At 46.3% G+C, this 18,012-nt stretch carries 17 protein-coding genes; 7 read left to right on the forward strand and 10 right to left on the reverse strand.

The window, feature by feature from the left end; genetic code table 11:
* Positions 1-9 precede the first annotated feature (9 nt).
* The 10 genes from rpsB to pnuC form a co-directional block, all read right to left on the reverse strand.
* Entirely contained in the window at positions 10-771 is a 762-nt protein-coding gene (rpsB, locus tag I5M27_RS00635) for a 30S ribosomal protein S2 (protein WP_200504099.1), read from the reverse strand.
* Positions 772-792: 21 nt separating this feature from the next.
* The gene (rpsI, locus tag I5M27_RS00640; protein WP_200504100.1) at positions 793-1,179 is read right to left on the reverse strand and encodes a 30S ribosomal protein S9; all 387 of its coding nucleotides are present in this window, start codon (positions 1,177-1,179) and stop codon (positions 793-795) included.
* Positions 1,180-1,189: 10 nt separating this feature from the next.
* Positions 1,190-1,639, reverse strand: a complete 450-nt coding sequence (gene rplM / locus I5M27_RS00645) for a 50S ribosomal protein L13 (protein WP_200504101.1) — start codon at positions 1,637-1,639, stop codon at positions 1,190-1,192.
* 111 nt (positions 1,640-1,750) lie between these two features.
* Positions 1,751-2,260 carry a hypothetical protein gene (locus I5M27_RS00650; protein WP_200504102.1) on the reverse strand — a complete coding sequence of 170 codons (510 nt, stop codon included), beginning with the start codon at positions 2,258-2,260 and terminating at the stop codon, positions 1,751-1,753.
* Positions 2,261-2,301: 41 nt separating this feature from the next.
* A complete protein-coding gene (locus tag I5M27_RS00655; RefSeq protein ID WP_200504103.1) occupies positions 2,302-3,015 on the reverse strand; it encodes an RluA family pseudouridine synthase in 714 nt (237 codons plus the stop codon).
* A gap of 294 nt (positions 3,016-3,309) precedes the next feature.
* Positions 3,310-4,347 carry a sensor histidine kinase gene (locus tag I5M27_RS00660; RefSeq protein WP_200504104.1) on the reverse strand — a complete coding sequence of 346 codons (1,038 nt, stop codon included), beginning with the start codon at positions 4,345-4,347 and terminating at the stop codon, positions 3,310-3,312.
* A gap of 221 nt (positions 4,348-4,568) precedes the next feature.
* Positions 4,569-5,285 carry a response regulator transcription factor gene (locus I5M27_RS00665; protein WP_234462330.1) on the reverse strand — a complete coding sequence of 239 codons (717 nt, stop codon included), beginning with the start codon at positions 5,283-5,285 and terminating at the stop codon, positions 4,569-4,571.
* Between the two features lie 114 nt (positions 5,286-5,399).
* Positions 5,400-6,275, reverse strand: coding sequence for an aldose 1-epimerase family protein (locus tag I5M27_RS00670; RefSeq protein WP_200504105.1), 876 nt, complete (start codon positions 6,273-6,275; stop codon positions 5,400-5,402).
* 776 nt (positions 6,276-7,051) lie between these two features.
* Complete coding sequence (locus tag I5M27_RS00675; RefSeq protein ID WP_200504106.1) at positions 7,052-7,561, reverse strand: AAA family ATPase; 510 nt, start codon at positions 7,559-7,561, stop codon at positions 7,052-7,054.
* Positions 7,558-8,133: a nicotinamide riboside transporter PnuC gene (gene pnuC / locus I5M27_RS00680; RefSeq protein WP_200504107.1), complete on the reverse strand. Its 576-nt coding sequence runs from the start codon at positions 8,131-8,133 to the stop codon at positions 7,558-7,560. Before pnuC ends, I5M27_RS00675 begins: the two co-directional genes overlap by 4 nt.
* A gap of 135 nt (positions 8,134-8,268) precedes the next feature.
* Here pnuC and I5M27_RS00685 point away from each other — a divergent pair, with 135 nt between their 5' ends.
* The 7 genes from I5M27_RS00685 to I5M27_RS00715 all read left to right on the forward strand — a co-directional run bounded on the left by I5M27_RS00685 (position 8,269) and on the right by I5M27_RS00715 (position 18,005).
* On the forward strand, positions 8,269-8,592 hold the full coding sequence (locus tag I5M27_RS00685) for a rhodanese-like domain-containing protein (protein ID WP_200504108.1): 324 nt from the start codon (positions 8,269-8,271) through the stop codon (positions 8,590-8,592).
* 397 nt (positions 8,593-8,989) lie between these two features.
* Positions 8,990-10,456 carry an IMP dehydrogenase gene (gene guaB / locus I5M27_RS00690; protein ID WP_200504109.1) on the forward strand — a complete coding sequence of 489 codons (1,467 nt, stop codon included), beginning with the start codon at positions 8,990-8,992 and terminating at the stop codon, positions 10,454-10,456.
* Between the two features lie 187 nt (positions 10,457-10,643).
* A complete protein-coding gene (locus I5M27_RS00695) occupies positions 10,644-12,707 on the forward strand; it encodes a PP2C family protein-serine/threonine phosphatase (protein WP_200504110.1) in 2,064 nt (687 codons plus the stop codon).
* Positions 12,708-12,723: 16 nt separating this feature from the next.
* On the forward strand, positions 12,724-13,062 hold the full coding sequence (locus tag I5M27_RS00700; protein ID WP_200504111.1) for an STAS domain-containing protein: 339 nt from the start codon (positions 12,724-12,726) through the stop codon (positions 13,060-13,062).
* Complete coding sequence (locus tag I5M27_RS00705) at positions 13,055-13,465, forward strand: ATP-binding protein (RefSeq protein ID WP_200504112.1); 411 nt, start codon at positions 13,055-13,057, stop codon at positions 13,463-13,465. Before I5M27_RS00700 ends, I5M27_RS00705 begins: the two co-directional genes overlap by 8 nt.
* Before the next feature lie 724 nt (positions 13,466-14,189).
* Entirely contained in the window at positions 14,190-16,469 is a 2,280-nt protein-coding gene (locus I5M27_RS00710; RefSeq protein WP_200504113.1) for a peptidylprolyl isomerase, read from the forward strand.
* A 162-nt stretch (positions 16,470-16,631) separates the two neighbouring features.
* On the forward strand, positions 16,632-18,005 hold the full coding sequence (locus I5M27_RS00715; protein ID WP_200504114.1) for a peptidylprolyl isomerase: 1,374 nt from the start codon (positions 16,632-16,634) through the stop codon (positions 18,003-18,005).
* The last annotated feature ends 7 nt before the right edge of the window (positions 18,006-18,012 follow it).

An 18,012-nucleotide genomic window follows, 5' to 3' on the forward strand; every position in this document is an offset into this window, starting at 1 on the left:
TACAAAGAATTACTCAGCAGCAACTTTTTCAGCAATACCCGCTTCATCAGCTTGTTTGCGGTCTGCATCTTCTTTGTCAACTTTACGCTCAGAAAGGCCATCTTCGATAGCTTTACCAATTACACCTACGATCAGGGCAATTGATTTGGAAGCATCGTCGTTCGCTGGAATAGGGAAGTCAACCAGTTCCGGGTTAGAGTTGGTATCGCAAACGGCGAATACCGGTAAACCAAGTTTCTGAGCTTCTTTGATAGCAATGTGCTCACGCTTCACGTCTACTACGAATAACGCAGCTGGCAGACGGGAAAGATCAGCAATACCACCTAAAACGCGGCCTAATTTCTCACGCTCGCGGGTAAGCATTAAACGCTCACGTTTCGCGATGTTAGAAACCATTAAAGGGTCTTTCATCATTTTATCGATGGTAGACATTTTCTTTAACGACTTACGAACAGTTGCGAAGTTGGTAAGCATACCACCTAACCAACGGTCAGTAACGTAAGGCATTTTCAGTCTTTTCGCTTCGTCGCCCACAATTTCCTGCGCTTGCTTTTTAGTAGCAACGAACATGATCTTGCGGCCTGATTTTGCGATCTGACGGATTGCAGCAGCAGCTTCGTCTAAAGCCACAACTGTTTTATTTAAATCGATAATATGGATGCCGTTTTTCTCCATGAAAATGTACGGTGCCATTTTCGGATCCCATTTGCGGGTAAGGTGGCCAAAGTGCACACCGGCATCAAGCAATTGCTTATAATTTGTAGTTGCCATTTTTCTAAGTACTCTTTAAGATTAACGCTTGCTGAACTGGAACGATCTTCTCGCTTTTCTTCTACCAAATTTCTTACGCTCAACCATACGTGGGTCACGCGTTAAGAAACCTTCTTTCTTCAGTGGAGGACGTGCTTCGCTGTTTTCTTCTACCAAAGCTTTAGAGATCGCTAAACGGATCGCTTCTGCCTGGCCGCTGATGCCGCCGCCTTTAACGTTAACTTTTACATCGTACTTGCCTTTTGCTTCTAACGTAGCGAATGGCTGCTCCACGATGGTTTGTAGTACTTCGTTTGGAAAGTATACTTTTATATCTCTATCGTTAATAGTGATATTCCCTTGCCCAGGCGTCATGTAGATGCGCGCCACCGAGGTTTTTCTTCTACCAGATGTGTTGAGAATTTCCATTAATGGTTAATTATAAATTGATTTTTAAAGTTTTCGGTTGTTGTGCTTCGTGTGGATGCTCAGCGCCTGTGTAAACGAACAGGTTGCGGAACTGCTCGCGGCCCAGACGGGTGCGTGGCAACATGCCTCTCACGGCTCTTTCGATTACCAGGTTAGGCGATTTTGCCATTAACTCACGAACAGTAGTATGTTTCTGACCACCTGGATAACCCGAGTGCGTTACATATACTTTGTTGTTCAGTTTCTTGCCCGTAACACGCAGGTTCTGGGAGTTGATAACAATTACGTTATCGCCGCAGTCGGCATTCGGGGTGAAAGAAGCTTTGTGTTTGCCACGTAATACGTTGGCAATCTGGCTCGCTACGCGGCCTAAAGTTGCGTCTCCGGCGTCTATCACTACCCAACCTTTATTAGCGGTCGCTTTATTAACTGATAGCGTCTTATAACTTAAATGATCCATTAGTTATGGTTAAATGGTTATATATGAATAATTTCCACTTCAGGGATTCTAAAATGGAGGTGCAAAGTTAAGGGTATTTCCTGAATTTGCAAATTGCTGAGAATTAAAAATTTAGTGGGAAGGTGAGGTCTTGAAAATCGAATCAGTACTTAAAGTTGAATTTGCTACTTTAAGTTTTTTCTTCTCAATGGCAGAAATAACCTTCTCTAATAGATAGGTTTGGCTATAATATTTTTCTGCCTGAATTATGAAATTAGTTTTCTCAACTAAAAGAATTTCTATCCATTTCACTTCAGGTGGAGGTTGGAAGGCATGTTCAACTAAAACGCAACTTAGATTCCAGCTATATTTTGATTTAAATTCATTTGGTTTGTCTAAAGTAACGTCTTTTGAATTTATTAGGATTATTTTCAATGTAGGTCCATCATTACCTTCATTGTCAATTGTAATTATTGCGTCATCGCATAATACGTCCTTTTTGAGTTTTTCTTCAATCTCCGCTACTTCAGGAATTCTTACAATCTTGTCGTATTTATCTTGGCAGCTTGCCAAAAAGCTGGAAAAAAGAAGAAGATAAAAGAAAGTATATTTCATGTTGAATTTTGAAAAGCCTAAAGCCAAAAGATGGTTGTTTTACTTTTTCACCTCAAAACCCTACCGTTTTACGAATTCTGCCGCAACGATTTCACCAAAACCTGAAAATCTTTCGGGTATGGCGCTTCTACCACCACTTTCTCGCCGTTCAATAAAGTAAAGCCCAGTTGGGTAGAATGCAGCGCGAACCGTTTGATGAGCGGTTGTTCTTCGGTTTGCTGCTTTAAGTTGAATTTGCGTTTCAGGCTGGAAAGGTACAGCACTTCGCCGCCGTAGAGTTCGTCGTTTACAATGGGCGCTTTCAGGTACATGAGGTGCAGGCGGATCTGGTGCATGCGGCCGGTTATGGGCTGGCAGGCAATTAAGGAATGGCGGTGATAGGTTTCCAGGGTGTTGAAAATGGTTTGCGCGGGTTTGCCTTTAAAGGCCAGTTTGGCTTTTCCTTTCAGGCCCGGCTGAATGGCGCGGTCCACTTCTACATTTTCGAATTTATGCACGCCCCAAACCACGGCATGGTACAATTTGTCTACCTCGCGGTTCTCGAACTGCATGCTTAAGTGGCGGTAAGCTTCCGGATTTTTGGCAATGGCCAATGCGCCGGAGGTTTCTTTATCCAACCTGTGACAGGCCTGCGCATCCGGGTGGTATTGTTTGGCGAGCTTCAGCAGGTTGGTGGCGTTTAAGGCGCGGTCTTCTAAAGTAGCCAGGAAAGGCGGTTTGTTTACTACTATAAAATCGTCGTTCTCGAATACGATGAGGTCGGTAAAAACGGGGTATTTCATTTAAGACTTTTTCAGTGATTTTGCCTACCGTTTTCCGGTGTTTTCAGGAAACGGCATTTTGCAAAGATACAGAATTTACCCCACCTAAATCCTCCCCTAAATCAGCCACTTTGATCGGGAATGCGTGTTCAACCACCCCAACCGCTCTTTGAAAAAGGAGGGGAGCTTCCGGAATCTGCAAATAGATTAAGTTTATTTGCACCGTTCTCTTGCAAAAACGGTAGGGTTTTGAGCAGAAAAAGTCACAATGAAGTATAAACGAGCCGCCCTGAAATAGAGGAGGGTGGGGCGGGATTACTTAATAGCTTTCAGCAGCTTGAATTTGAAAGTCGTGCCGCGGCCAACTTCGCTGTTAACGGCCAGAATGGAGCGGTGTGCTTCTACGATGTGCTTGCAAATGGCCAGGCCCAGGCCGGTGCTGCTGCCGGTAACTTCGCGGCTGCGGCTTTTGTCGATGCGGTAAAAACGTTCGAAAATGCGGTTGTGGTGTTCTTTGGCCATGCCGGCGCCGTCGTCGCGCACGGTAATGGTCATTTTCTTTTTACCGTCTTTGAGCGTGAGCCAGATGTTGCCGTTTTCGCGGCCGTATTTTATGGCGTTATCGAGCAGGTTTATAATTACCTGGCGAATGCGGTTTGGGTCGGCAAAAACGAGCAATTCTTCCTCTACGTCGTAATAGAAATGGAGCTTTACGTGGCGCAGGGCGGCTTTGTGTTCCAGTTGTTCCAGTACTTCGCCGGAAAGTTCGATGATATCGAAAACGCGTTTTTCCATTTTAATTACGCCTTTTTCGAGCTGCGAGATCGTGATCAGGTCCTGCACCAGGCTGTCGAGGCCGTCCAGGCTGCGGGCAGCTTTCTGAAGAAACCTGTCGCGCACATTTTCATCGTCGGCGGCGCCGTCTAATAGAGTATGGATAAAGCCCTGGGCGGCAAAAATGGGCGTTTTCAGTTCGTGCGAAACATCGGCCAGGAACTCACGGCGCAATGATTGCAACCGTTTCAGTTCGTCTATTTCCTTTTGCTTTTGTTCGGCCATGTGGTAAATTTCTTCCTTGATCCTTTTCAGCGGTTCGGGGCGGAACAGGAATTTACTGCTCATGCGCCGGAATTCCTTGCGTTTGATATTTTCCAGGCCGGCGTAAATGTTGTTGATCTCGCGGAAAATAAGGGCTTCGTAAGAAAAATAAACCAGAATAAAGCAAGCGCCAAAAGCCAGGCCAAGCGTGAAGATACGGCTGCGAAAGGCCAGGTAGGGCGAAAAGAAAAGGAAACCTGTTACAATGGCGGCTACCGTTAAAGAGATAATAATGGCAATCTTACGCGAACTCATAAATAGCTTGGGTGGCGGAACAGGAGCTTTCTATAAACCCCAAGAGTTTTTCAGTCTGTAAAGGTACCGTTTCTTTGAATGGTTTAATTCCTGATTGCTAATTGTTTTTGTATTCCCAATAAAAAATGCTGGTGTTTCCTCGTAGAAAAACCTGAGCAGGGGTTGGGTTTCATTTTTGCATTTAGTTGTTCAATCAACAATTAGCAATTAGCAATCAACAATTAATCCGTGTTGAATTTATAGCCTACGCCTTTAATGGTTTTGATATTTTCTTCGCCTATTTTTTCGCGCACTTTCCGGATGTGTACGTCTACGGTGCGGGCAATTACAAAAACATCGTTGCCCCAAACGCTGTTCAGGAGTTCTTCGCGGCTGAAAACTTTGTTGGGCGTGGCGGCTAAAAAGGCGAGCAGTTCGAATTCTTTTTTGGGGAGCGAAATTTTCTGATCGCCTTTGTAAACCGCAAAGCTGGTACGGTCTATGCGTAAACCGCCAATCGAAATTTCGGGAGCCTGTTCGGGGTTTTGCTGGTTGTCGCGGCGCACGTAGGCGGCCAGGCGGCTGATGAGCGCGCGGGGTTTTATGGGTTTGGTAATAAAATCGTCGGCACCGGCATCAAATGCAGCTACTTCCGAAAATTCTTCGGCGCGGGCAGTCAGGAATAAAATGTAGGTGTCTTTGAAACGCTTGAGTTCGCGCAGATACCGGCAGGCAGCAATACCATCCATTACCGGCATCATTACGTCCATGAGAATAATATCGGGGCTGAAGGTGAGGGCCACGTCAATGGCTTTTTTACCGTTCTCGGCGCTGGCCACCTCGTACCCTTCCTTCGTTAAATTATACTGTAGCAACTCGATAATATCGGGATCGTCGTCTACCAGAAGAACTTTGTATTTAGTAGTGTGCTGGCTCATAAGTGTTAGAATATCAGGCATTAATAAGTTTTCCTTAAGGAATTAACCCCTTTTTTCAGGTGCAAAGTTCAGACTCCGTTGCGGTTAAACCTACCATTTTCCCAATATTAACAATTCCTTAATCTGCACCTGCTATTACGAAACCGATATCTGGTAACTGCACTCAAATTTATGGCCGGACGGTAAACGCATAATGCCTTCTTTGTCGGTAATTTCGGTGGGTTCACCGGTATTGCTCGCTACGCCGTGCCACGGTTCCAGGCAAACCAGGTTGGCCTCCGGTTTTGGTGGCGACCAGATGCCTAAATAAGGGAAGCCCTGGAATTTTATTTCCACCTGCCGGTCGTCGGCGTCGGATTTTAACCGCATGGTCTGGGCTTTATTTTCCTTCAGCACAATTGCATCCTGCTTAAAGAGTTCGCGGGTCAGGGCCAGTTTTTTGTCTCTTTTCAGTACCGTTTCCGTTTCGCCGATCAGCAGGCCATCATGCAGTAAATGCCGGTCCAGATCCTGGTCTTCGTCGAACTCGAGGTAATAATCTTCGAATTTATTTTCCGGTTTCAGCGGGCAGTTAAAACCCGGATGGGCACCGATGGAAAAAGGCATTTCTTTGTCGTCGAGGTTCATGACCCGGTAATCTACCTGCAGCGTGTTGTTGTCTAAAGCATACGAAACCAGTAACCGGAAATGGAAAGGGTAATGCGCCAGCGTAATATCCGACCAGTGTAATTCCATGGTCAGGGTATCGTCGGTGGTTTCTACATGCGTAAAGATCATGTCGCGCGCGAAACCGTGCTGCGGCAAATGGTATGATTTTCCGTTTAAAAAGTATTTATGTTCCGGCAAACGGCCCACGATCGGGAAAAGCACCGGGGCATGGCGCGGCCAAACCTTCGCATCGCCCTGCCAGATGTATTCGGTATTATCGGAGAGCCGGCGGAAACTGCAAACTTCAGCGCCTTTGGCTTTTACTTTCACTTCAAACTCGGAATTACGCAGTGTATGGATCATGGTTTGGAAGGGTTTGGTTGCGGCTTTAAGATACGGTTTAAATCCTGAAAGTTATAATGTTTTTGAGGGGAATTTGTTTTTAGATAAGGGTTGCTGTTTTTAAAGAAGGTGATTTTTCAGGTGGTTTCCTTATTAGGTTTTTTATTTGAGGTCTTTGGTGCTAATGAAGAGTATGTTGGTGATAGTAGTTTTACAGCTTAAAAGGATACCGTTTTTTTTTGTCATCCCGACGATAGGAGGGATCTCATCAGATTCGTTGTTTCGCTTACTATTGACTTTTGAAGCTCAAAATGAAACGGTTTTTCATAGTCTGTATTCTACCTTTTATCATTAGCTGGATTAGCTTTTAACTCACTTCTGTGTTCTTTTTGTCCCCGAAAGGGTTCGGGATGTTCCACTTGATACAAAAAGAACCAACGGAAATCAAGCGGCACGTCCCGAAGCACTTCGGGAGTAAAGCGGAAACTTCCCGCAAGCCTGCGGGACAGGCGCTGACCGCTCAAACAACGCTTTGACAAATAGCCACCGTGATACTTTCTCAGCTTCGTAATGAACTGAAAAGTGCCTATATAGAAAATATTTCTGCTCTTGCAGGCGGCATAATCTGCCGCCGTAAGCGCAAATTATGCTTGCTCCTTGTTGCTTTCTTTGATCGTACTCCGCTCTCGCGTTCGAGTGAAATGGTTTTGAATTAGTAGAAAAGAAAAGCTCCCCTCCTTATCAAGGAGGGGTTGGGGGTGGTTGACCACGTGAGCTGATCAAAGTGGCTGGTTTAGCTATTTAGATGGTTGTATGACCTGCAAAGCCGCCCGAAAACGTTCTTCATCCGTTCCGGAAATAACTTCGAAAGGAAAATTGAGGCGTTCCAGTTCAGCTTTGTAAAGGTCGAAAAAATACTGGCGGAGGTGCGGGTGTTCGCGTTGCGGATCGGGTTCCCAGGGCAGGTCTATGTTCATTAACAGATACAGGTCGAAACGCTGGTTTTGCAGTTCGTCTAAAATCCAGGCGGGGCAGGTGCCGAACGCGTTTTCGCTCCAGATCTTCAGTACCAGTAATTCCGTATCGGCGAAGAGTATTTTGTGAGCCTGAGCTTCTGCTTGTTGTTGCAAACGGAGCTGGCCGCGGGCAATGTTTTCGAGATCTGTAAGTGTGTAAGCCTGGTTTAAATTCGCTACGTATTCACGGGCAAATTCGGGAACCCAGAGCGCCTTAAAATAACCAGCCAATTGCTGCGCCAAGGTAGATTTTCCGGTGCTTTCCGGCCCGGTTATGGCAATGCGTTTCATGTGGTTTCAAGGGCAAGTTCGCGCCGCCATTTCACGTAACCCTGAATGGCTAAACCCAGGAAAACAAAATACAAGCCGGCCGTTAAATACGCTTCTTTCTGAAAATAAAGCCATACGTAAACCACATCTACCGCAAACCAAAGGATCCAGTTCTCGATCTTTTTGCGCGTAAGCAGAAACTGGCCCATTAAACTGTAAGCCGCCAAGCCGGAATCCAGAACGGGGTAGTGCGCATCGGTGAAATTCTGGAAGTAAGCACCCAGGGCAACAGTTCCAATGGCGCCGCCTAAAACAACCAGAATTCTGGCTTTGGCAGAGAGTTTGGAAACCGGAAGTTCAGTGTGGTTTTTTCCGCCGCGCAGCCATTCGTACCAGCCATACATTGCCGAACCGGCATAGAAAATTTGCAGCCCCATATCGGCGTACAGCTTGATCTGGTAAAAGAAAACGGTGTAGGCCAGCACGCTGATCAGGCCCACAGGCCAGGTCCAGACGTTTTGCCGCACTGCCAGCCAAACGCCCAGCAACCCGGAAATTACTCCTGTAACTTCAAAATAATTCAGTTCCGGCATAAAAAACGGTAGGCTTTTGAGTCTAAAAAGTACGGCAAAGTAACAGCTATTTTGGCAAAGCATTTTCAAAAATCCGGGAAAGCTTTTGGCCGTACTACTAACAAAACGTTTTACCTTTACCAAAAAATTCAGAAAATGCTCCGCGAAATAACGCCTGCCGAACTGCAGCAAAAAATAAAGAACGGCGAAAATATCCAGCTCATAGACGTGCGCCAGCCCGAAGAATTTGCCATTTGCAGCATTTCCGGCAGCCAGCTTATTCCTTTAGGCGAAATTCCGAAACGCTATGCCGAAGTGGGTAATAACTCTGAAGCGGTGATCATTTGCCACCACGGTTTCCGGAGCGCGCAGGCCATTCAGTATCTAAATCAGCGTTTCGGCTACGAAAATTTACTGAACCTGAAAGGAGGGATCCACGCCTGGGCACTTCAGGTAGACCCGGAAATGGCGGTTTATTAAATGGTTAAATTGCTAAATGGTTAAATTGCTGATTGATAGAATAAGTGAGAATGCGCAAACCGAGAAAATGAAGATTCGGAAGTTCACAATTGGCGTTTTTGAGGCTGAAAACCATACCATTTTAGAGGCACTTTGGTTTTTGCCTTCAAAACCATAGCGTTTTGAAAGGCTGCTTTGCATAAAGAAGGCAGACTATTTTAAATTCCTGCTATTTGTTCATTTCCAATTCATCAACAATTTAACCATTCAACCATATAACAATTTAGCCATTCAACAATTCATTCATTTAAAATAGCGGTGCTAAATTATTATTGAGAAATTCTTGAAAAAATACACAAGGAATAGGAAAATCCCGTAACTTTGCATGGCAAATAGAAACCCTTAATTTTTATTTGCCATGGCAGATCAGTCCAAAGTTCTCTTCGAAGCCCTCACCTACGACGACGTTTTATTGTTGCCGGCCTATTCCGAGGTTCTCCCGAAAAATACCAACATCACCACGCAGCTTACCCGCAACATTCGCCTGAATGTACCCCTGCTTTCTGCCGCCATGGACACCGTTTCCGAAGCTGCAATGGCCATTGCAATGGCCCAGGAAGGCGGCATTGGCATCATTCATAAAAACATGAGCATTAAAGCCCAGGCCGAGCAGGTACGCAAAGTTAAGCGTTCGGAAAGCGGCATGATCCTGGACCCGGTTACGCTCGATGAAAACGCTTTGGTAAGCGATGCCCTTCGCCTGATGAAAGAAAATAAGATCGGAGGCATTCCGGTTATCAATAACGGCAGAAAACTGGTTGGCATTATTACCAACCGTGACCTGCGTTTTGAGAAAAAACCAGCCCGGGCCATTTCCGAGATCATGACCAAAGAAAATCTGATCACGGCGCCCCAAGGCATCAGCATGGAAGAAGCCGAAGACATTCTGCAGCAATACAAGATCGAAAAATTGCCGGTTGTCGATAAAAAAGGTACCCTGATCGGCTTAATTACCTATAAAGATATCCTGAAAAAGAAAAGCCACCCGAACTCCTGCAAAGACGAATTTGGACGTTTGCGCGTTGGGGCAGCCGTGGGTGTAACCGGCGATATGGTAGAGCGCGTTACTGCTTTAACCGAAGCCGGCGTAGACGTAATTTCCATCGATACCGCGCACGGACATTCCAAAGGCGTTTTAGATGCGGTTTCGGCCATTAAAAAACAATTCCCGAAACTGGAAGTAATTGCCGGCAACGTAGCCACTGCCGAAGGCGCCCAAGCCTTAGCCAAAGCCGGCGCCGATGCCGTAAAAGTAGGCGTAGGTCCGGGAAGTATCTGTACCACGCGCATTATTGCCGGTATAGGGGTGCCGCAGCTTTCGGCCGTAATGGAAGCCGCCAAAGGTCTGAAAGGTACCGGCGTTCCGGTTATAGCCGATGGCGGGATTAAATTCTCCGGCGATATTGTAAAAGCCCTGGCTGGCGGCGCCAGTTCGGTAATGGTTGGTTCTTTACTGGCGGGTACCGAAGAAGCGCCCGGCGAAATGATCATTTTCGAAGGCCGGAAATTCAAGTCGTACCGCGGCATGGGTTCCATAGAAGCCATGGAGATCGGCTCAAAAGACCGTTATTTCCAGGATGCCGAAGACGATATTAAAAAGCTGGTGCCGGAAGGTATTGTGGGCCGGGTGCCGTACAAAGGCATGGTAGCCGAAGTGATCTATCAATTAGTTGGCGGATTACGGGCCGGAATGGGTTACTGCGGAACGGCCTCCATTGAAAAGCTGCAGGAAGCTAAAATGGTGAAAATTTCTGCGGCCGGCCTTCGCGAAAGCCATCCGCACGATGTGCACATTACGCGCGAAGCGCCAAACTACAGCCGCTAATTCCGGGTTGGCTTTAGTATATATTTTTTTATATATTTATTTCCTGTAAAGTGCTAGTTCTCAATAAATTTATTGTAGGTTAGCACTTTATTTGTTTTTAGAGGGTAGTTATTTTCTAACCTTTTTGATATATATCAGTATTCAGGTTAATTATTCAGTTGAAAACAGACGCAGTTTTATTGCACGAATGCCCTACACTTCTCGGTTAAAACGAACTTATGCTGCCGTGGCTTTTGCCAGTTGGTTAATGTTGGTGGGCAATATTCTTTTGTGCATCAATATTAATGTAAGCCTGGACACCAATTCGGTTTACAGCCATGTAAATAACCTGCTCACGGTTATTTTTATGTTTTCAGTTTTCCTGTCGCAGCAAAATGAATCGGACCATATCAAAGGCACCGATTTTATGGCCTACCTCTGGAAGCTTTTTGTGCAGGCGGGCCTGGCGGCTTACGTATGCGTGGTAATGCACGTGGGGTATCTGGTGGTAGCCAGGCACTGGTTCCCGGATAGCAAGTATTTGCTAAACATTATCTACAGCATAAATTTCGCCTTGTTCATTTATTTCCTGGCCCGGGCTTTTTACACCTGGAAAAAACTGATCCTGTTTCAGAAGTCTAAATCGCTGCACACAGAATGGCGCTGGTTTGAATGGCTCATGTATGGGAGCTTGCTGCTTACACTCTTCAATATCAGTTATATAACCTATATTTTTGTGCCGCTGCTTTGCCTGCTGGTGCTTTATATTTTCTTTGTAAGCGTAAACCTGCGCTGGGTTGCCTATCTCACCCTTACTAAAAAATGGCGCTCTATTTTACTGCTGATCGTATTACTGGTCAGTGCGGTTTTGTTTGGCCGTTATTTCCAAGTGCTGGCGGGTAACCCTAATCTGGTAGCCGATCATTTTGAGCATCCGTTCGTGTTGCTGATGCTGTTCTTTGTTTTTATTTATGCCTTCATTTCGTTGCTGGTAGCAGTTTTTAGTTTGCCAACTTCTTCGGTTTTTGAACAGAAGCGCGACGATCTGATGAATATTCAGAAACTGAGCCAGTCTATCCAGCAGGGGCAAGACGAAAGCCAGGTGTTTGATATGCTATTCGACAGCACTACCAAAGCTACCGGCGCCGATGCGGCCTGGATCGAAATTTCGGATAACGAAGAGGATGTATCGCATATGCTGAACCTGGATCTGGCCAAGATCTCGCGCATCCGGCAGATCCTGAAAAACCTGAACCTGGATCATGTAGATTATATAAACAACAACCTGGAGCTGAATAATTATTTCCGCGAACTGGGTTTGCCTTATAAATCGCTGCTGGTAGTGGCCCTGAAATCAAGTAAACGCAGTTTCGGAATGCTCTACCTGCTCAAAGATATCGATCATGGTTTCGATCGCGAAAGCATCAATACCGTTCGCACGTATACCAACCAGACCATCCTGACCATTGAGAACCTGCGTCTGATAGAAGATTCTTTGCAGAACGAACGCTATAAAGAAGAACTGAAAATTGCGAGTGCGGTGCAGGATAGCCTCATTCCGAAATCGTTTCCGAGCGATAGCTGGTTCGAGGTGAGCACGTATGCGCAACCGGCCAAAGAAGTAGGCGGCGATTTTTACGATTTCCTGATGCTGAGCGAAAGCCGCATTGCCATTATTATCGGCGACGTGTCGGGGAAAGGGGTTTCGGCGGCGTTTCACATGGCGCAGATGAAAGGGATCTTTCACGCCCTGATGCAGGACGACCTGGACCCGGTGGTGTTTATGACGAAGGCAAATTCGGCGCTGAGCCGCTGTTTGGAGAGAACCTCGTTCATTACCTCTTCGTTGTATATAATAGATTACAAAATGCAGGGCTTGATGTTTGCGCGTGCCGGCCATTGCCACACGCTCTACTACAACTCCATGACGGAAGAAACGTTCTATTTTGTAACCGAAGGGCTGGGGTTAGGTATTATTCGCGATGCTTCGTATGCCAAACGCATTCATAAGCTGTATTACGATTATAATCCCGGCGACGTGATGGTGATCTATACCGACGGCGTAACCGAAGCCCGGAGCCCGGCGCAGGAAGAATACGGTGAAGACCGGCTGAAAGATATGCTGCAACAAACGTATCACCTGGAAGCCGAAGATATAAAATATGCGATCGTAAACGATCTAAAAACTTTTATTGGAGATGCCCACCTGCACGACGATCAAACGTTAATGGTGGTTAAATTCAGAAATGTTCAACCTAAAATTCAGATGTGACGTAAAGGAACTGCAAATGAAAATTACACACGAAATCAACGACAATACGATCACAATTAGCCTGGATGGCGAATTGGATGCCAGCTCTTCGGTGCTGCTGGATGAAGAGTTATCAAACCCTTCGATCATGAAGTACAACAAAATTCTAGTAGACTGCGCCAAGCTGAATTATATTTCATCGGCCGGTTTGGGTGTATTCATTTCCCACCTGCAACGGTTTGAAGATTCGCAGATCAAGCTTATTTTCTACAACATGCAGGAAAAAGTGAAGAACGTTTTCGAGATCCTGGGGCTCGATCTGCTCATGACGATCGTTTCCACGCAGGAAGAAGCCATGTCTGTTGCGAATGAATAACAGCATCCAGGTTAGCTGCAGTAAGAAAAATCTAAAAACTATCAGAGATTTCGTAACGCAGTATCTGAGCCAGTACGACCTGTCGGAAATTGTTCTGAATCAGATCGTACTGGCCGTGGATGAGATCAGCGCCAACCTGATCATTCACGCCAACCAGGAGAATGCCGATAAGTTCATGGAACTGGCAATTGAGCGGAAAAACGGACAACTGCTGTTCGAAATTTCAGATAATGGAATTTCTTTTCAGCGTTCAAATTACAAGGAGCCAGATATTGAGGAGCATATTCGCATCGGCAAGAAAGGCGGGGTGGGTATTGCGATTGTGAATCGTATTATGGACAAAGTTGAGTTTACTTCCGAAGAAGGCCGGAATATTTGCCGGCTGTATAAAACCGTATTCTAAAAACCCGCCCTTGGTGGGTTTTTTGCTTTAAAACCATAGCGTTTTTCGTGAATGATTGAATGAGAAAATAAGTGAATTGTTGAATTTTGGTATTGTGACTTTTTAAGCCTGATAGCATACCGTTTTTCATAGCCTGCTTTTCTACCTTTTATTAGTTTCTGAATTGCTTCTAACTTACTTTTCTGTTCTTTTTGTCAACGAAAGGGTTCGGGATGTTCCACTTAACGCAAAAAGAACCAACGAAAATCAAGTGGCACGTCCCGAACCCATTCGGGAGCAAGCGCAAACTTCCCGCAAGCCTGCGGGACAGGCACTGACCGCTCAAACAGCGCGCTTGACAAAAGGCCAACGCGCTAACTTTTCTTCTTCGTAGTAAACTTTGCAGTGCCTAGATAGTAAGCTTCTATGATCTTGCAGGCGGCAGGATTCGCTGCCGTAAGCGCAAATTCTGCTGGTATTTCATTGTTTTAAATTGATCGTACACCGCTCTCGCGTTCGAGTGAAGTACGCAGAAGTTTTGAGTCCCTTAATCCCCTAATCCTACAAATCCCAATCCAGACGAATTCACGATCAAAAACGCTATCCTTTTCGCCTTAAAAACTGCCTTACAGCACAAGAGCGGAACGGGCATACACGTTCTCTCAAAAAAAATCGTTAAAATTGCGACTGTCAAAGGAATACCTTCTATATTCGTAAATCTATTGCCTGTAGTTTAAAATAGCGTATGCGTAATTATCTCTTAGCTGTTGGGGCGGCCGCCCTGATCTTGACAAGCTGTAAATCTTCGAAAGAAGTAGCCAAACAGGAACCTGTTCTGGAAACCATCGGTTCTAAGCCGGTTTATACTTCCGAATTTCAGTATGTTTACAACAAAAACAATGCGAATGCCGAGAATGCTTATTCTAAAGGCAGCATCGAAGAGTATCTGAACCTCTACACCAATTTTAAGTTGAAAGTGATGGAAGCCGAAGCCCGCGGCCTCGACACGACCGATGCTTTCAGCCGCGAACTGGATGGTTACAAACAACAATTGGCCCAGCCGTACTTAACCGAAAAAAGCGTAACCGATAAACTGGTGCGCGAGGCTTATGACCGGATGCAGAAAGAAGTGAACGCTTCGCATATTCTTATAAACGTGGCTCCGGATGCCGATCCGAAAGATACCCTGGCTGCATACAACCGCATTTCCGAGATCCGGAAACAGATCGTGGGAGGTCAGAATTTCGAATCGGTGGCCAAAGAAGTTTCCCAGGATCCTTCGGCCCGCGAAAATGGGGGTAAATTAGGATATTTCACGGCGCTGCAAATGGTTTATCCGTTTGAGCACGCTGCTTATAATACCCCGGTGGGCCAGGTTTCGCAGCCGGTGCGCACGCGCTTTGGTTACCACATTATTAAAGTGAACGACATGCGTCAGGCGCAGGGCGAAATTAAAGTGGCCCACATCATGGTGCGCGCTACGCCAGGCATGCCCAAAGCCGACAGTGCCGAAGCAAAACGCAAAGTAGACGAAATTTATAGCCGCGTAAAGAAAAACGAGAACTGGGATAAACTTACTTCACAATTCTCCGAAGATGCCGGCTCGTCGGGCAACGGTGGTGAACTGCCCTGGTTTGGTACCGGTCGCATGATTCCTTCTTTCGAAGATGCTGCCTTCAATCTGAAAAACGTTGGCGATATTTCGCAGCCGGTATTAACGCCGTATGGCTGGCACATTATTAAATTGCTGGAAAAACGTACCCTGCCAACTTACGAAGAAACCGAAGCCAGCCTGCGGGCCAAAGTTGCGAAAGATTCCCGTTCGGAACTGAACAAAGCGGCTTTCCTGAAACGCATTCGTACCGAAAACAAATTCACCGAAATTAAAGCGGCCAAAGAACTGGCGCTGAGCAAAGCCGATTCTTCGGTGGTGAAAGGTACGTTTAAATACACGCCGGCCGGCAGCAAAGACAAAACGCTGGAAACGCCTTTATTCCTGATCCAGGATAAAAAGTACACTATCAAAGACTTCTTCGATTACGTGCAGTCTAACCAGCAGATCCGCAAAAATCACAATCCGCGCCACTACATGGAAAGCCTCTACAACCAGTTTGTAGATGTCAGCCTGCTGAACTACGAGAAAGCAAACCTCGAAAACAAATATGTAGACTATAAAATGCTGGTGAAAGAGTACCGCGATGGCATTTTGCTGTTCCAGTTAATGGACGAAAAAGTTTGGAGCAAAGCCATTGAAGATACTACCGGCTTGAAAGCGTATTTCGAGCAGAACAAGGAAAAATATAAGTGGGACACCCGCGCGCAGGCAACCATCATTTCTGCGGCCAGCAAAGATATGCTGAACCGTGCCGATAAAGCACTGGCCGGCGGCCGTTTCGAAGACAAGAAACAGGAGCCAAAATCGCTTGCCTTCGATGCCGGTAAAGATGCGTTTACCAAGCAAACCCAGGCCAAACTTGATGAACTGATCCAGCAGTTGAGCAGCGATTCGACCCTGAGCGTGGAAGTTCGCGGCAGCGCCGATAGCAAAGAAGTTGCCAAGAACAAAAAACTGGCCCAGACCCGCGCCCAGAAAGTAGCCTCTTATTTAACTTCCAAAGGCATTGCAGCCAACCGCGTAAAAACAGTAGCCAATCCGAAAGGTAAAACCCGCACTGTGGGCCTTACTTATTACTCCACCGATCCGGCCGTATTGGAAAGCACTCTGAACGAAGGCAACCCATTGGCAGTACAGATCACGCAGAAGAAATTCCAGAAAGGCGAAAACAAAGCTTTGGATGGCGTAACCTGGCAGCCTGGCACCTACAATGTAGAGCGCGACGGCCGTTTTATGCTGATCAAGATCGACCAGATCCTGCCGCCTTCTTACAAAACGCTGAACGAAGCCCGCGGTATAGCCACTTCCGATTACCAGGGTTACCTGGAAAAACAGTGGATCGAGGAGCTGCGCCAGAAATATCCGGTAAAAGTGAATCAGAGCGAAGTAGATAAGCTCGTTAAAAAATAGTATCGGAAATGCTTTAAAAAGCGCTGCTTTCCCGGCAGCGCTTTTTCTTTTTTAGCGGGTTCCAAAAATTCCGGCAACAAAATCAAATTAACACGCTATTTTTGCGTTAAGGCTTGTAAGCGCAATTTGCTTCACGGCCGCTTATTTTACTTTACTTTATAAATGATCGCTTTTAAAAACGGTATCCTTTCAGATAAAAAAACTTTTCTGTTGTGGCTTGCCTGTCTGGTAATGTTGCCGGCTTTTGCCCAACAGAAAAAAAATACGGTGCTCGACGGCATTATTGTAAAGCTCGATAACCAGATCATTCTGCGTTCCGAGCTGGAAATAAATTACGCCCAGGCGATGGCTTCCGGCCAGGTAAACAATGCCCCCGACCTGAAATGCGAAATTCTGCGCAGCCTTGTAATGAACAAACTGATGCTGGCCCGCGCCGATGCCGACTCGGTGGTAGTGCCCGACGACCAGGTGAAAGGCGAACTGGACCGCCGGATGGCGTACTTTGTAGCCCAGATCGGCAGCGAGCAGAAACTGGAAGAATATTACGGCAAAACCATTAAACAACTGAAAGACGAACTCGCCAAACAGGTACGCGACCAGCTGGTAATGCAGAAAATGCAGGATAATATTACCGGCCGCATTTCAGTAACGCCAAGCGAAGTAGCCAAATACTACAATAAAATTCCCAAAGACAGCTTACCGTATTTTTCTACCGAAGTGGAAGTGGGCCAGATCGTGAAAATTGGCAAGCCCAGCCGCAAAAACCGCGACGAAGCCCGTGCCCGCCTCGAAGCCCTGAAAAAACGCATTGAAGCCGGTGAAGATTTTGCTACCCTGGCCCGCCAGTATTCCGAAGATCCGGGCTCGGCGGCTGAAGGCGGAACGCTGGGATTTTTCAAGAAAAAAGAACTGGTGCCCGAATACGAAGCGGCCGCTTTGAAACTCGAGCCCGGCAAGCTTTCGCACATTGTAGAATCGCAGTTCGGGTTTCACTTAATTCAGTTAATTGAGCGTCGGGGCGAAGAATTCAATACCCGCCACATCTTAATTAAACCGGCCGCCAGCGAAATTGACCTGGCCGAAACTGCAAGAGAACTTGCTAAACTCCGCGCCGCCATTGTAAAAGACAGTATTTCGTTTGCCAAAGCGGCCAAAGAAAACTCCGACGACCGCGAAACAAAGAACAACGGCGGTTTATTTGCCAACCCCAAAGACGGCAGCTCGTACATTCCGCTGGATAAAATTAACCCGGCTGTGTTCTTTATCATCGATACCATGACCGTGGGGCAGATCAGCCAGCCCATGCCTTACCGCACCGACGATGGCAAAGAAGCGCAACGCATTATTTATTTGAAATCGAAAACCCCGCCGCACCAGGCCAACCTGAAAGACGATTACCAGAAAATATCGGCGGCCGCTTTAGCTGAAAAACGCAATAACGCCCTCGACGAATGGTTCGAGAAAAACCGTGGATCGGTGTTTATGGAAGTAAACCCTGATTTTGTGAACTGCAACCTGTTGCAAATGCAGAATTAAACCAAAA

It is taken from the genome of Adhaeribacter terrigena, assembly GCF_016623615.1.
GTDB classification, from domain to species: domain Bacteria; phylum Bacteroidota; class Bacteroidia; order Cytophagales; family Hymenobacteraceae; genus Adhaeribacter_A; species Adhaeribacter_A terrigena.